This window comes from Luteibacter anthropi (assembly GCF_011759365.1).
GTDB classification, from domain to species: domain Bacteria; phylum Pseudomonadota; class Gammaproteobacteria; order Xanthomonadales; family Rhodanobacteraceae; genus Luteibacter; species Luteibacter anthropi.
This window is the reverse complement of the sequence record NZ_JAARLZ010000015.1, coordinates 64,341-77,733: the sequence shown is the minus strand read 5'-3', so window position 1 is coordinate 77,733 and position 13,393 is coordinate 64,341. Positions and strand designations below refer to the sequence as shown.

Genomic DNA, 13,393 nt, shown 5'->3' with positions numbered 1-13,393 from the left:
CCGGTCGCGCGCAGGCGCGCTCCTACAGGGGTTAGTCGAGTATGTGGCGGATGCGGGCTAGCAGGTCGTCGATTTCGAAGGGCTTGGTGATCATGTCCATGCCCTGGCCGAGAAAGCTGGCCCGGTCCATCGCGTTTTCCGCGTAGCCGGTCATGAACAGCACCGGCAGCGCCGGCCGCCACGCGCGCGCCACTTCCGCCAGCTCGCGACCGTTCATGCCGGGCATGCCGACATCGGTCAGCAACAGATCGATGGCGTCATCACCACGCAGCACGCGCAATGCGTGCTCCGTGTCATCGGTAACGATGCAATCGTAGCCCGCATCGCGAAGCACCTCGGCGGCCATCATGCGCAACGATGCGGTGTCCTCTACAAGCAGCACCCGCTCGCCGCGCCCGCGTTCGACACTGCTGCGCAATGCAGGCACCGCCTCCACCGCCTGCTCGCTGGCCGGCAGCAACAGGCTTACCTGCGTGCCCTTGCCGACCTCGCTTTGGATACGCGCCTGCCCACCGGACTGCCGCGCAAAGCCGTAGATCATCGACAGGCCCAGCCCCGTACCCTGGCCAAGCGGCTTGGTGGTGAAGAACGGCTCGAACACCTGCGCAAGCACCTGCGCCGGAATGCCCTGGCCGTTATCACTCACGGTAAGCGCCACATAGTCGCCGTCGGCGAGTTCCGCATCGCCACGAATACACAGGCCTGCCGTGCTAACGCGCACCACACCACCATGGGGCATCGCATCGCGTGCATTGATGACCAGGTTGATGATGGCGTTATCGAGCTGGTTCGGGTCCACATTGGCAATGGTGCATCCTTCCGCCAGTTCCAGCACCAGCTCCACGTGTTCGCCGATCGTACGGTGCAGCATGTCTTCCAGCGAACGCACGCGCTCGTTGAGATCGGTAGGCCGCGTATCCAGCGCCTGCTGGCGGGCAAACGCAAGCAGGCGATGCGTCAGCGCCGCCGCCCGGCGTGCCGAACCCAGCGCGGCATCGGCGAAACGATGCAGGCGCTCCGGATTCGCATCACCGATCTGCCGGTTGATGAGGTCGATACCCGTGATGATGCTGGTGAGCAGGTTGTTGAAATCGTGTGCGATGCCGCCGGTGAGCTTGCCCAGCGCGTCCATCTTCTGCGCCTGTAGCAGTTGCAGTTCGGTACGCTCGCGCTCGGCAATTTCCAACGCCAGCTGGAGATTGGCCGTGTCGATGCGCTCCAGCTGGTCGCGCTCGCGCCGGCGCTGTTCGGTGACGTCGTCCACGAAGACGAGCCCGGCATCATGCCGGTGCGGCGTGATGCGCCATTCGGTCTCCCTTTCGCCGGCTGCCGCATGCATCGCCAGCACGCCCCGCCATCGCTGCTTGGATTGCAGCGCCTCGCGCATGCCTTGCAAGCTTTCCGACTGGCCCTGGGCAAAGCAGGTCACCAGTGAGTCGTCGCAGCCTGCATCGCCGACGAGACGGCGGAACGCATCGTTGGCCTCGATCACGCGCAGGCCCTCGTCGATGACGGCAATGGGTGCGGCGATGCTCGTGAATATTTCCCGGAACCGCGCCTCGGCATCGCGCAGTTCGTCTTCCGCCTTGCGCACGCGCAACAGCGTACGAATGGTGGCCAGCAGCACGTCTGGATCGACGGGATAAATGAGGTAAGCATCCGCACCGTTATCCAGGCCCGTGATGAGGTCACCGGTATCGATCGAGGCGGCGGATACATGCACGACGGGCAACAGTGCTGTCGCCGGTGTGTCGCGCAGCTTGCGCACCACGTCGAAGCCGCTCATGTCGGGCAGGTTCACGTCGAGGATCACGGCCGACACCTCGGTCGTTTCGAACAGCATCAGCCCCTCGGTGCCCGTGCCGGCCTCGACGGCCACGTAACCATGGCGTTCCACGGTGCGCCGCATCGCATAACGCGTGGCAGCGTTGTCATCGACGATCAGCAGGCGATCAACAGGCGCCATCGGTCACCTCGGGAGCAAGTTGCCTGGGCAGCACGACATGGAAGACGGAGCCTTTGCCCGGCGTGCTCTCAAGCCCCACCTCGCCTCCCAGAAGATGCGCGAACTGACGGCACAGGGACAATCCCAGGCCCGTGCCGCGTACCCGCCGCTGCAAGGGTGAATCGACCTGGGTGAAGTCTTCGAAAAGAATGCCCTGGAGGTCGGGCGGAATGCCGATCCCCGTATCGCGGACCGAAAAACGCACCCGGCCATCGGCTTCCAGCTCGGCCGAGACACGGACCTCGCCACGTGGGGTGAACTTCAGCGCATTGGAAATGAAGTTGCGCAGGATCTGCGCAAGCTTCTTGTCATCCGTGTAGAGCTTCGGCATGCCCTGCGGCTCTTCGAAGATCAGGTCGGCTTCCGTCGTGTCCACGATGGGGCGGAACATGCCGCGCAGGGCGGCAAACAGGTCCACCAGTTCGAACCACGCCGGGGAGATGGTGATGCGGCCGGCCTCGATCTTCGCCAGGTCGAGCAGGTCGTCCACCATGTCGCTCAGTTCCCGTGCCGCCCCGGCGACGAAACCGACCTGCTTGTGCTGCTCTTCGTTGAGCGGCCCGTCGAGTTCATCGACCAACAGGCGCGTCATGCTGAGGATGGAACCCAGCGGGGTGCGGAACTCGTGGCTCATGTACGACAGGAAGCGGCTTTTCAGCTCGGAGGCCTGGCGCAACTGCTCCGCCTGGATGTCCAGCTCGGCGTACAGCGCCAGCACGCCCTGGTTGGTTTCATCCAGCTCCGCGCGAAGCGCGTCGTTCTCTGCGCGAAGGCGCGCGGTATCGTCATTGCCGCTCATGCGCGATCCTCCAGGGTCATGGCAAAGACCGTGACATCGTCACGGCCGCGGTTGTAATCACGATACAGAAGCGCCGTGACGACGGCGGGATGGCGGGTCACCAGCCCCGGATAGTCACGCAGGTTCCAGCGTGACTGCAGACCGTCGCTATGCATGAGCAGAAGCTTGCCTCGTGCCGCTGGAAAATCGAAGCCCTGCGTACGCCGGGTGGGGCCGCCCACGATGCCGGGATAGGAGGCCAGCCCGCGCGAGCCGCCGAGGTCCTGCAGGCTGGCCGACACGTTGCCGATGCCAGCGAAACGCAGTGCACCCGTGGTGGCGTCGTAACGCGCCAGCGCCACCGCACCACCGCGCGTGGACGACATGGCGGCGCCCAGCGTGCCCATCAACGCAACCGGTTCATCGCCAGGGCCCTCAAGATAGGCCTCCACGCAGGCCAGGGCCGCATCGTGGGCCAGGGCCCCATGCCCCAGCCCGTCCACCAGGACGGCGGCCCGGCCCTTGTCGTGCACGGCGAAGGCCCAGCCATCGCCGCATACCAGTTCGTCGGCCAGCAATTGCTGGGTAGCGCCGAAGCGGATGTCGGAACCGGGAAAAGCCCGGGGATACATACGTGCCAGGACCACGGCGCCACGCTCGTCGGCGTACATATCCATGACCTGGGCCTGTCGCTGTATCGCACCCAGTCCTTCGCCGCGCGAACCCGCCGTGGAGTAACCGTCCGGCAGGCACTGGGCCAGTACGAAACCCGGACCACGATCGACGGCAATCACCTCGACCCCGCGAACGCGGGTGCCGGGCACGACCGCGATATGGACTTCTCCGCCCCGGGCATGACGCAGCACGTTGCTGGCCAGCTCGGTGCACACCAGGGCCACGCGGCCGGTATCCACTTCGTCGAAGCCCGCTTCGAGGGCCAGCTGCTGGGCCACGCGTCGCGCATGGCCAATCTGCGTGCTGTCCTCGATGGGAACCCTATGCGTCAGGCCGCCGGCAAATCTCAGCTCCATTTACAGATTGTCACGCGCGTGCCGACGCCTGGCGCGCTTTCGAGCGAGAACTCGTCGACCAGGCGACGTGCGCCGGTAAGGCCCAGGCCCAGCCCGTTGCCCGAGGTCCAGCCGTCGGTCATGGCGAGCTTCACATCGGGGATACCCGGCCCTTCGTCACGAAAGACCAGGCGCAGCCCCTTGCGTACACCGTCTTCCGCGATTTCCCAGTCCATGTCGCCACCACCACCGTAGGTAACGGCGTTACGAGCCAGTTCGCTGGCCGCGGTCACCAGCTTGGTCTGATCGACCAGGCGCAGCCCGCATTCGACAGCGAGCTTGCGTGCCATCTGGCGCGCCAGCACGATGTCCTGCTCGGTGCGGATCGGTTGCGAACCACTGCGAGCGGAGGTCATTGGTCGTGCACGCGCTTGCGGAGCAGCTTCATGCCGCGCTCCACATCAAGTGCCGTGCTCACTCCCGGAAGATCCAGCCCCAGTTCCACGAGCGTGATGGCCACGGCAGGTTGCATGCCCACAACCACGGTCTCCGCATCCATGACCTTCGAGAGCCCGGAAATCATGCCGATCATGCGACCGATGAAGGAATCGACCATGTCCAGCGCTGAAATATCTATAAGAACGCCCTTGGCCGAGGTGCGGCTGATGCGCTCTGAAAGATCGTCCTGCAGGGTGAGTGCCAGCTGGTCGTGCATATCGACCTGGATGGTGACGAGCAGGAACTCGCCCATGCGCAGGATAGGGATGCGTTCCATGGCGTCAGCCTGCCTTGCTGACCTGGACACCGGAGCGCTTGAGCGCCAGGGCCAGCGCATCGGCGAGATTGGCCTTGGTCACGATGCCCTGGAGATCGAGACCCAGGTGGACGATGGTCTGGGCGATCTGCGGACGCACGCCGCTGATGATGGCATCGGCACCCATGAGGCGGATGGCGGTGACCGTCTTCAGCAGGTGCTGCGCCACCAGGGTATCCACGGTGGGTACGCCCGTGATGTCGATGATGGCGATTTCCGAACCGGTATCCACGATCCGCTGCAGCAGCGATTCCATCACCACCTGGGTACGCTGTGAGTCGAGCGTACCGATCATCGGCAATGCCAGCACGCCGTCCCACAGCTTCACCACGGGCGTGGACAGCTCCAGCATTTCCTCCTGCTGGCGGGCGATGACTTCCTCGCGCGACTTCTGGAACGTGCGTATGGTGTGCATGCCGAGCGAATCGAGCAGTTCGGAAATGGCCCACAGCTGCCCCGCCTGGTCGGCCGGATCGCTTGCGTATTCTTTTTGCAGCAGTTCGAACAGCGGCTGCTTCAGCGAGAAGATGAACTGTGCCGTGTGCGCCGAATCGAAACCCTGCGTCGCGCGGCTGCGCGAGAGCTTTTCGAGGAAGGCGCGCGTTTCGCTCCACTCGTTGCTGGCGACGCTGCTTGCATCGCCCGTGGACGAGCCGTTGATCAGCAGGCGGAGGAATTCCCGCGTCTGCGCCTCAAATTCGGAGTGGGCGATACGGATATCCCGCGACGCACCACTGGCCTCCAGGTTGGCGGACCAGCTCGCCAGCAGGGTGGGCTCGTTGCTGCGAATGGCATCGATGGTGCGCTGGCTGAGTGCGGACATGGGTACCCCCTTTAAAAACGCTATGATGCGGGGAGCCGGGCGGCAATGGAATAGCGCGAATGCAAGGCGTTCGCGTTGACATTGGCTTCACGTCCAAGGCGATATCTGCACGCGATCAACCGCTCCACCAGGCTCCCGGATACCCATGACCCACCCATCCCCCCTCGTCGTGCTGCTCGTCGAAGACGACAACACCATCCGCGAACTGACCGCGATGCTGCTCGAGGGCGATGGACATACCGTGCATACCGCACCCAACGCGGATGTGGCCGAGGCATGGCTCCAGACCGGCAAGGCCGACGTGCTGTTCACCGACGTGCGCATGCCCGGCACGATGACCGGGCAGGAACTGGCCCTGCGCCATAGCGACATGCCGGTGCTGGTCACCTCCGGCGAGCACAAGGACCAGCACCCCTGGCTTACCGGAGGCATGCGTTACCTCGCCAAGCCCTACGACCGGAAAACCCTGCTAGCCGCCCTACGCGAAGTCACCGTGTAGGAGCGCGCCTTGCGCGCGACCGGATGCCTGCGCCCGATCGGTCGCGCGCAAGGCGCGCTCCTACAGGGTGTGTCATGCCGCGTCGCAGCATACGGCTCTCCACTCCGGCCAGCCCACGCGCCCCGCCTCATTTAACAGGACACGATACTTTTATCCCTTGTGGCCGATCCGCGGCCCCCGTATGTTGCGGGGCTTCGTACGATTGCGAGCCGCCGCCCATGTCCCTTCCGCAGGACGCTTCGCCCGAGCATCTCCGGCGCAGCCTTTCCAACCGCCACCTCCAGCTCATCGCCATCGGCGGCGCCATCGGCACGGGCCTGTTCATGGGCTCGGGCAAGACGATCAGCCTCGCCGGCCCGTCCATCCTCTTCGTCTACCTCATCATCGGCATCATGCTGTTCTTCGTGATGCGGGCCATGGGCGAGCTGCTGCTGTCCAACCTGGAGTACAAGTCGTTCATCGACTTCTCCACCGACCTGCTCGGGCCGTGGGCCGGATTCTTCTGCGGGTGGACCTACTGGTTCTGCTGGATCATCACCGCCATCGCAGACGTGATCGCCATCGCCTCCTACGCGCAGTTCTGGTTCCCCGGACTGGCGCCATGGATTCCCGCGGTGTTGTGCGTGCTCCTGCTGCTCACGCTGAACCTCACCACCGTGAAGCTCTTCGGCGAGCTGGAATTCTGGTTCGCCCTGATCAAGATCGTGGCCATCTGCGCGCTCATCGTCACCGGTTTCGGCATGATCGCCTGGCACTTCCATTCGCCGGACGGCCACCAGGCCTCGCTGACCAACCTGTGGAGCGACGGCGGATTCTTTCCCAAGGGCGTCGGCGGCTTCTTCGCCGGCTTCCAGATTGCCGTATTCGCCTTCGTGGGTATCGAGCTGGTGGGCACCACGGCGGCGGAAACCGCGAACCCGGAACGCAACCTGCCCAAGGCGATCAACTCGATCCCCGTGCGCATCATCCTGTTCTACGTGCTGTCGCTCATCGTCATCATGTCGGTGACGCCGTGGCGCGAAGTGCTGCCCGGCAAGAGCCCCTTCGTGGAGCTGTTCGTGCTTGCCGGCATCCCCGCCGCCGCCAGCCTGATCAACTTCGTGGTGCTGACCTCGGCCACCTCGTCGGCCAACAGCGGCATTTTCTCCACCAGCCGCATGATGTACGGCCTGGCGGAAGAGGACCACGCGCCGAAGCCCTTCAAGAAGCTCTCGCGCGCCGCCGTGCCCTCCAATGGCCTGCTGTTCTCGTGCATCTGCCTGTTCGGCGGCGCGATGCTGGTGTACATGATCCCGAACCTGGTCACCGCATTCACCCTGGTGACCACGCTCTCGGCGATCCTTTTCATGTTCGTGTGGTCGCTGATCCTGTGCGCCTATATCGCGTATCGCAGGAAGCGCCCCGAGCTGCACGCCGTATCGACCTACAAGATGCCCGGCGGCGTGTTCATGTGCTACGCCTGCCTCGCATTCTTCGCCTTCGTGCTGGTGCTGCTCACCCTGGAAAGCGACACCCGCCAGGCCCTGATCGCCAGCCCCGTCTGGTTCGCTATCCTGGGCGCCGGCTACTTCCTGCGCCGCAAAAAAGCCTGACCCACCCCTGTAGGAGCGCGCCTTGCGCGCGACCGGTTATTGCGAAAGAAAAAGGTTCTCGCGATAACCGGTCGCGCGCAGGCGCGCTCCTACAGAGTCAGGACTGGGCTTTTATCGCTGCTGCGAAGGCCGCCGGGTTATCTGGCGACAGCACCCATTTCTTGCCCGTCGCCAGCGTGAGCACCACGCCGTGATCGCGGTTGCGGGCGAACACGCGCACGGAACCCAGTCGCCGCGACCAGTACATGCCATGCACGGCAAAGAACCCACCGTTGCCAAAGGTACGAATCAACCCCTGGAAGGCCTCCGGATCGATCTCGACCTTCGCCCCGCGCAGGTTCGCCGTGGCACGCCCTACCTGACGGCGCACGACCAGCTGCCCGTCAGCCACTTCATAGCGAAAGGGCGACAAGGCATAAGTGATCGACAGGATCACCAGCAACAGCCCGGACAGCGGCACGCTGAAGGTGGCATTCGGCCGTGAGGCCATCAGCCCTACGACGAGAAACAGGATCACGAGGGTGAGCATGCCCGTCCAGCGGACCGACCTGCTCATGGTGGTGGCGAAAACGTTCACAAGGAGGGCCTGGGCGTGGGAGGTACCGACGACGAGAACAGGATACGCCCCGGGTTGGCCTCGATATATGCAGAAGCGACGGGCTCCAGCTTGCCGCCCTTGAGCCGCCATGCGGACACCAGCCAGTCGTCGTTCTGACGCCAGCCCACATGCCCGTGCCCGATCAGGCCCAGCAGGGTTTCGTTGCGGAAACGGATCGGAAAGGTGGTGGCCTCGCTGGCATAGCCGCTCATGCTGTAGCCCGTGATCTTGCTGCCGAAGGTGGGCAGCTCGGCGGCACCGGTGTCCTTGCCCTTCGGCGCGATACCGTCGGGTGCGGTGGCCACGGCGACGGCTGCCGCATAAGCCGCCTTGTCCATCCCCTTGTCCAGCCGGTCGATGGTGCCCGGCTGCGGACGCAACGCATAACGCGTGGCGTACTGCATGGCCAGCTTGCCGAACTCATCGCAGGGCGATTCCTTCGGTGCGCAGGCGGCGCCTTTCAGGGCAAGGGTGACGTCGAAGCGTGCAAGCAGTTCCACGGCGGGGCCGAATGCGTTGCCCTGCCAGCGGCTGGCAGCAAAGGTGGTTTCCGCAGTGCCACCGTCCACCCTCAACGCGACGACATCGCTACCGATGCGGGCGATTTCATGTCGCGTCATGCAGTCGGTGCCCCAGATTGGAGGCATATCCACGCCCACTGCCTTGTTTCCATCCCGTCGATAAGGCGCCTCGGAATAGCAATTGGCCGTGCCACCGAGCGCATAAAGCGACCCGATGGGAGAGCCATCCAGCACACGGTTCGTCAGGCGACCGTCGTCCATATCGATCTGCTTGCGCAGCGATTCGTCGGCCTGGAATGGCAGCGACTTCGGGTCCGGTACCTCAACCTCTTTGGCAAGCGTCAGCACACCTGCCGAAGCCAGCGCCTTGACCACATCGGTGGTTCCCGCGGGAATCCCTGGCAACGCCGACTGCACGGCATCCAGGGGACCGCCCGGCTTGTTGCCCACGCCTTTCAGCACGGCAATACGTCGCTGATACAGGCCGGTGAGCGATTCCTGGATCGAATTGTCCAGCGCACTGGCCTTGAATCCCCACGTCACATCGTCGCGACCGGCCAGCCAGTGCCGCTGATCGAGGCGGATCGCATCGGCCAGCTCGGGATGCGCCTGCACGGCGGCCTGGAATGCCTTGCCCAGGTCGCTGTCCAGGGCGGAAAGCTTCGGCGAGGCGCATACCTGTTTCTCTGCCTCGCTGGACGCCTTCGCGCAATCGAAACCCGCCGCACTTGCTGCGCCCGGCGCCAACAGCACCAGCGCCAGCCCGATCAGACCCTTCATCGACGACACTCCTTTCCCGACGGCGGACCAGGATGGCCCGTCTTCGTCCCGGCGCAATTAGACCGTGCCGGGTACCGGGACACCATGGCTGGACCTGCTGCGTCTATCGTGACCCTAAGCAGACGTTCATCGGGTGAGGCTTGATCACCACCCGCAGCCCTGTAACGCAACCGACACAGGCGATACCCAAATTCGGCCACAACCCTTTGGCGCCGGCCGCGCCCCTCCGATAAGCCGCTATAGTCGGGCGATCCATCCGGCCGGCCGAGGGGGCGGGCGTCAGGATGGCACAGGGGAATGCCATGGAAGTCTGCACGGACGCTCTTCGGCGTCACAGGGTCCAGTCGTTGCGGAACGTCGTCCGATGAGCGGCTTCCGTCCCGTTCGCTATCGCCATGACGACGCGCTGACCCGCGTGTCGTGGCAGGCTTTCGAACGGATGATCGCCGAACACTTCCGCCTCAACGGCTATGAAGTGGAACACACCGGCAGCGGCCAGAAGACCCGGCACACCGATGGCGGCATCGACCTCAAGCTGCATCGCGCACCGGAAACCATTCTCGTGCAGTGCAAGCACTGGCCTGCCTTCCAGGTGCCGCACGACGCCGTGCATGAATTGATCGGCATGCTGCATACGGCCGGGGCGACCGGCGCCATCGTCATCACCTCCGGCGAATTCACCAAGGCCGCCATCGATGCCGCGGCGAAGTTCCGGCATATCCGTTTGATCGATGGTCGCGCCGTGCGCGCGATGCTTGGCCCCATCCATGAGCCGGTGGCCATCGCACCGCCGCCTCCCCTGCCGCCACCGTCGTGGAAAACCAGCATACGGGGACACACGATCGTTTCGGTACCTTCCGCACGTACACCCATGCGACATATGCACCTGATGGCCGCCGCCGCAGCCGTACTCGTGATGGCGGTGGCGTTGATGACGCTTTATCGGTTCTACATCCATGAAATCCAGCAGGCGCAGATGGCCGCGTTGCGCGACGCGCCGCCCAGCCAGCCGGTGATGGGGCTTGCACCGATTCCGCTACCATCGATATCCACGCCGCATGGTGCGAGCGAGCTCAATACCATCCATGGTCGTCCGGCGGTGGCACGCGAGGCTCCCGTATCCAAACACGATGTCGTGGAATGGACCCGACGCAACGCCGAGTCGATGAAGATTCTTGACGCATCGACAAGCGAACTTCGCTAGGCATCACACGATCACCATCCCCTTGTAGGAGCGCGCCTTGCGCGCGACAGGCCACATGCAAGGTGCCGGTGATTATGGAGATAACGCTTCGTGTCGGTCGCGCGCAAGCACGCTCCTACGACAGCCCGCCGCCGTGTTTCACGAGCGGCAGGCCGGGGCTTCTGCGGTGTACACGGTCAAGCCATTCGCGGGATTCGTCCAATCGCGCTCAATCAGGAGCACGGTATCCTGCAACCGATGCCGGAATCAGGCCTGCGTACCACCGGTTTTCCGGTTGGCACGCTGATGCGCGTCCTGCCCCACCACGCCTGTTCGACCGCCGCCCAGTTCGACGGCTACCACGTGATTTCCGATGCCCCCGGGGCCGCTCCCTACTGGCCGCGATTCCGGGGCTGGTAACGACCTCATGCATATCATCGACGAAGCCACCTCCGCCACGCTCATCACCCGGCATATGGCCTATGACGCCATCCGCGCTTCCCTTGCCGCCGCCGTCCTGCCGGATTGCCAGAGCTTTCCCGTGGTGATCGGCAACGGACCGGGCGAAGGGCAGCGGTTCGGTATCAAGTCCGCCACCACGCCCACGCTCACCGGCTTCAAGGTGGGCAGCTACTGGCCGGGCAACGAAGCGCGTGGCGAGACCAACCACCATTCCAGCATCGTCCTGCTCCATCCGGAAAGCGGCCGCATCGCGGCGGTGATCGAAGGCGGCAAGGTCAACACCTTCCGCACCGCCGCCGCCAACGCCGTGGCCACCGACGTGCTGGCCCACCCGGATGCCGCCACGCTCACGGTCTTCGGCAACGGCCACCAGGCCCACCACGAGGTGCTGGCCCTGGCGCTGGTGCGCCCCATTCGCCAGGTGCTGGTGGTGGGCCGCGACCCGGCCCGCGTGGCTGCCTTCTGCGACGGCCTTCAGGCGCAAGGCATCAACGCCCGGCCGGAGGCGGCCGAAGCGGCCTGCCGGCAGGCCGACATCATCACCACCGTGACCACCTCACGCGCACCGCTGTTCGACGCCGCCTGGGTGCGCCCCGGCACGCACGTTTCGTCGATGGGCTCGGACACCGTGGGCAAGCAGGAACTGCCCGTGGCCCTGCTGCGCGAAGGCACGCTGTTCTGTGACCTCGAACGCCAGTCGCGCGTGGTGGGCGAATTCCAGCACGCGCCGGCCTACGTCCCCGCCACGTCCATCGGCCATGTGCTCGACGGCAGCCACCCGGGCCGGACCCGCGACGACGAGATCACCGTGTTCGACAGCTCGGGCATCTCCGTGCAGGACCTCTACATCGGCGAGGCCATCCTCCAGGCGTGGCTGCGATCCCAGGAAAATCAGGGACATTGACGGGTGAGGGGAGTCGTTCATGCGATCATAGGCGCATGAACGACTTCAGCCAGCTCGCCCTCTCCCCCTCCCTGCTGTCCGCCGTGGAATCCCTCGGCTACCCCGGCATGACACCCGTGCAGGCCGAAAGCCTGCCGCACATCCTCGCCGGCAGGGACGTGATGGCCGAAGCCCGCACGGGCAGCGGCAAGACCGCCGCCTTCGGCCTGGGCCTGCTGCAACGCATCGACCCGGAGGAAATCCGCCTCCAGGCCCTCGTGCTCTGCCCCACCCGTGAGCTGGCCGATCAGGTAGCCAAGGCCATCCGCCGCCTCGCGGTGAACATCCCCAACATCAAGCTGCTCACCCTGTGCGGCGGCATGCCGCTGGGCCCGCAGCTGGCCTCGCTGGAGCACGACCCGCACATCGTGGTGGGCACGCCCGGCCGCGTGCAGGAGCACCTGAAGCGCGGCAGCCTGCACGGCGGCGGCATCAAGGCCTTCGTGCTCGACGAGGCCGACCGCATGCTCGACATGGGTTTCGAAGAAGCCATCGACGACATCGTCAAGCGCATCGCCAAGCATCACCAGACGCTGCTGTTCTCCGCGACTTACCCGGACGAGATCCGCGCCGTCAGCGGCCGCGTGCAGAACGATCCCGTGATCGTGCGCATCGATGAACCGCACAACGAAACCACCATCGAACAGCGCGTGGTGGAAGTGGAGCCACCGGTGAAGACCGCCGTACTCTCGCGCATCCTCGCCCACGAGAAGCCGGAATCCACGCTCGTCTTCTGCAACATGCGCAAGGACACCGACGACCTCGCCGCCGAACTCGACCGCCTGGGCTTCTCCGCCCTCGCCCTGCACGGCGACCTCGAACAGCGCGACCGCGACGAAGCGCTGGTGCGCTTCGCCAACCGCAGCTGCAATGTGCTGGTGGCCACCGACGTCGCCGCACGCGGCCTCGACATCGAAGGCCTGCCGCTGGTGGTGAGCTACGACGTGGCACATGACGCCGATACGCATACGCATCGCATCGGTCGTACGGGTCGTGCGGGGGCTACCGGGCTTGCCATCACGCTCGTGGGCTCGCGTGAGCTCAATAAGCTGCGTTCCATTGAGGAGCGTGCGGGTGGAGCAATTGCGCGTTATCCCGCGAAGCCGGGGGATGGGAAGAAAGTGCTCAACCTCGCGCCGAACAAGACGATCGTCATCGATGCCGGTCGCAAGGACAAGCTGCGTCCGGGCGACATTCTTGGCGCGCTTACGGGCGATGCCGGGTTGAAGGCGGCGGATATCGGCAAGATCGATGTGTATGCCACGCGTGCGTATGTGGCGATCAAGCGGGATCTGGCGGGGAAGGCCCTCGCGCGGTTGCGCGAAGGGAAGATCAAGGGGCGGTCGTTCCGGGTTCGGCCGTTGGGCTGATTCACACTCCATCAG

Annotated in this window: 14 protein-coding genes; 6 read left to right on the top strand and 8 right to left on the bottom strand. The window is 64.9% G+C overall.

What is annotated here, in order from left to right:
- Nucleotides 1–31: 31 nt before the first annotated feature.
- From HBF25_RS20730 to HBF25_RS20705, 6 genes are read right to left on the bottom strand one after another with little or no spacing between them, the layout of a single operon-like run.
- The gene (locus tag HBF25_RS20730) at nucleotides 32–1,966 is read right to left on the bottom strand and encodes a response regulator (RefSeq protein WP_166952349.1); all 1,935 of its coding nucleotides are present in this window, start codon (nucleotides 1,964–1,966) and stop codon (nucleotides 32–34) included.
- Nucleotides 1,953–2,804 (bottom strand): sensor histidine kinase, encoded by an 852-nt coding sequence (locus HBF25_RS20725; protein WP_166952346.1) that lies wholly within the window; start codon nucleotides 2,802–2,804, stop codon nucleotides 1,953–1,955. The genes HBF25_RS20730 and HBF25_RS20725 overlap by 14 nt, the downstream gene beginning before the upstream one ends.
- Nucleotides 2,801–3,814, bottom strand: a complete 1,014-nt coding sequence (locus HBF25_RS20720; protein WP_208392703.1) for an ATP-binding protein — start codon at nucleotides 3,812–3,814, stop codon at nucleotides 2,801–2,803. The genes HBF25_RS20725 and HBF25_RS20720 overlap by 4 nt, the downstream gene beginning before the upstream one ends.
- Complete coding sequence (locus HBF25_RS20715; RefSeq protein ID WP_166952343.1) at nucleotides 3,805–4,209, bottom strand: anti-sigma regulatory factor; 405 nt, start codon at nucleotides 4,207–4,209, stop codon at nucleotides 3,805–3,807. Before HBF25_RS20715 ends, HBF25_RS20720 begins: the two co-directional genes overlap by 10 nt.
- Nucleotides 4,206–4,568 (bottom strand): STAS domain-containing protein, encoded by a 363-nt coding sequence (locus HBF25_RS20710; protein ID WP_166952340.1) that lies wholly within the window; start codon nucleotides 4,566–4,568, stop codon nucleotides 4,206–4,208. Before HBF25_RS20710 ends, HBF25_RS20715 begins: the two co-directional genes overlap by 4 nt.
- Before the next feature lie 4 nt (nucleotides 4,569–4,572).
- Nucleotides 4,573–5,430, bottom strand: a complete 858-nt coding sequence (locus tag HBF25_RS20705; RefSeq protein WP_166952337.1) for an STAS domain-containing protein — start codon at nucleotides 5,428–5,430, stop codon at nucleotides 4,573–4,575.
- A gap of 145 nt (nucleotides 5,431–5,575) precedes the next feature.
- On the opposite strand from HBF25_RS20705, the gene HBF25_RS20700 reads away from it, so the two are divergent.
- Nucleotides 5,576–5,929, top strand: coding sequence for a response regulator (locus HBF25_RS20700; RefSeq protein ID WP_166952334.1), 354 nt, complete (start codon nucleotides 5,576–5,578; stop codon nucleotides 5,927–5,929).
- Nucleotides 5,930–6,147: 218 nt separating this feature from the next.
- Nucleotides 6,148–7,521: a D-serine/D-alanine/glycine transporter gene (gene cycA / locus HBF25_RS20695; protein WP_166952331.1), complete on the top strand. Its 1,374-nt coding sequence runs from the start codon at nucleotides 6,148–6,150 to the stop codon at nucleotides 7,519–7,521.
- 97 nt (nucleotides 7,522–7,618) lie between these two features.
- On the opposite strand, the gene HBF25_RS20690 is transcribed toward cycA, so the two are convergent.
- Together HBF25_RS20690 and HBF25_RS20685 are read right to left on the bottom strand one after the other, a co-directional pair.
- A complete protein-coding gene (locus tag HBF25_RS20690) occupies nucleotides 7,619–8,077 on the bottom strand; it encodes a PH domain-containing protein (protein WP_166952328.1) in 459 nt (152 codons plus the stop codon).
- Between the two features lie 17 nt (nucleotides 8,078–8,094).
- Nucleotides 8,095–9,420 carry a lysozyme inhibitor LprI family protein gene (locus tag HBF25_RS20685; protein ID WP_166952325.1) on the bottom strand — a complete coding sequence of 442 codons (1,326 nt, stop codon included), beginning with the start codon at nucleotides 9,418–9,420 and terminating at the stop codon, nucleotides 8,095–8,097.
- A gap of 364 nt (nucleotides 9,421–9,784) precedes the next feature.
- Between HBF25_RS20685 and HBF25_RS20680 the strand changes: the two genes are divergently transcribed.
- From HBF25_RS20680 to dbpA, 4 genes are all read left to right on the top strand, one after another.
- The gene (locus HBF25_RS20680) at nucleotides 9,785–10,624 is read left to right on the top strand and encodes a restriction endonuclease (protein ID WP_166952322.1); all 840 of its coding nucleotides are present in this window, start codon (nucleotides 9,785–9,787) and stop codon (nucleotides 10,622–10,624) included.
- A 90-nt stretch (nucleotides 10,625–10,714) separates the two neighbouring features.
- Entirely contained in the window at nucleotides 10,715–11,023 is a 309-nt protein-coding gene (locus HBF25_RS22315; RefSeq protein ID WP_166952319.1) for a type III PLP-dependent enzyme domain-containing protein, read from the top strand.
- A gap of 7 nt (nucleotides 11,024–11,030) precedes the next feature.
- Nucleotides 11,031–11,969 carry an ornithine cyclodeaminase family protein gene (locus tag HBF25_RS20670; protein WP_166952316.1) on the top strand — a complete coding sequence of 313 codons (939 nt, stop codon included), beginning with the start codon at nucleotides 11,031–11,033 and terminating at the stop codon, nucleotides 11,967–11,969.
- A gap of 35 nt (nucleotides 11,970–12,004) precedes the next feature.
- Nucleotides 12,005–13,378, top strand: coding sequence for an ATP-dependent RNA helicase DbpA (gene dbpA, locus HBF25_RS20665; protein WP_166952313.1), 1,374 nt, complete (start codon nucleotides 12,005–12,007; stop codon nucleotides 13,376–13,378).
- Nucleotides 13,379–13,393: the final 15 nt, after the last annotated feature.